This window comes from Kitasatospora sp. NPDC056800 (assembly GCF_042789775.1).
Classification (GTDB): Bacteria; Actinomycetota; Actinomycetes; order Streptomycetales; family Streptomycetaceae; genus Kitasatospora.
On sequence record NZ_JBHUAL010000428.1, the window covers coordinates 1 to 1215 of the forward strand.

1 pseudogene is annotated in these 1215 nt (G+C 75.1%); it reads left to right on the plus strand.

Annotated features, from left to right (window positions below):
• Positions 1–1149: pseudogene (locus ACFRQN_RS40870) on the plus strand (hypothetical protein); the annotation flags it as partial.
• Between the last annotated feature and the right edge of the window lie 66 nt (positions 1150–1215).

Here is a 1215-nt window from a genome sequence, read left to right on the forward strand (position 1 = left end):
GTCCCGCTGGCCGTCGTCACCGCCGTGGGGATCGCGGCCTGCGGCCCGACGAACGGCGAGGCGTCCGTCGCCGCCTCCGCTCCCGCCTCCACCCCGGCCGTCACCTCGTCGGCCACCCCCGGCGCGGGCGCCGTCCCGACCGTCCCCGCCCCGGCCGCGCCGACCACCGAGGCCGCGCCGACCACCCCCGCCCTGACCAACGCCGCCCCGGCCGCCGCTCCGGCCGCGCCCGTGGCCGCCAAGACCGAGGCCAAGACCGCCGCGAAGGCCCCGGCCGCGCCCGCCCCGGCCAAGCCCGCCGGCGGCATCGGGATCACCTTCAACGGCCTGCGCGCGGGCCAGAAGATCCAGGTGGGCGACCAGGTCTCCTTCTCGGTGACCTGGAAGAACAACGACGCCTCGGGCATCCGCGCGGTGGCGCCGGTGGTGGCCACCCAGCAGTTCGAGGGCGCGGAGTGCCGGCGGGTGCTCTCGATGGCGCAGGGCACCCTGGAGCGCAAGGACGCCACCGGCTGGAAGGCCATGCCCGCGCTGAGCCAGGGCGGCGGCATGGACTACGCGGGTACGGGCAACGACGCGGCCTTCGAGCTGGCCGCCGGCGAGAGCCGGACGGTCGAGTACCGGATGGTGCTCGACGCGGGCAACCAGCCGGGCAAGCTGTACGTCGAGGCGGACGCCGTGGTGCCGTCCACCTACAAGGTGCTGACCAAGGGCGTGGTGACCACGTCCGTCGTCGACTCGCACCGCCCGGTGGTGAACTCGGTCTCCAAGCCGACCCCGCTGGTCGTCGGCGGGACCCCGACCGAGTTCTCCTTCAAGGTCTCCTCGCCCGACGGCCCCGGCCTGCTGCGCCCGGCGGTGTACCTGTCCGTGCCCGCGAGCGAGGGCCTGACCGGGGAGGACGTCACGATCGAGGCGAAGGTTGGCGGCGAGTGGAAGTCCTTCGAGGCGACCGAGGACTGCAACGGGCGGATCGGGGTGGCGCCGGCCCAGCTGACCGGCGTGATGATGGGCAACCCGGCCGAGTACACCTTCCGGGTCGGCCTGAAGCGGACCGGTTCCACCAAGCCGGTGGAGATCGAGGTCGGCGGCGCCTCGGACGGCCACTACGGCGCCCCCACCACCCTGCGGCCCGCCGTCCGTCGCTGACACCGGCGGCCCGCACCGGAGCCGAAGGGCCCGGCCTCCCACTGCTCGGGAGGCCGGGCCCTTCAC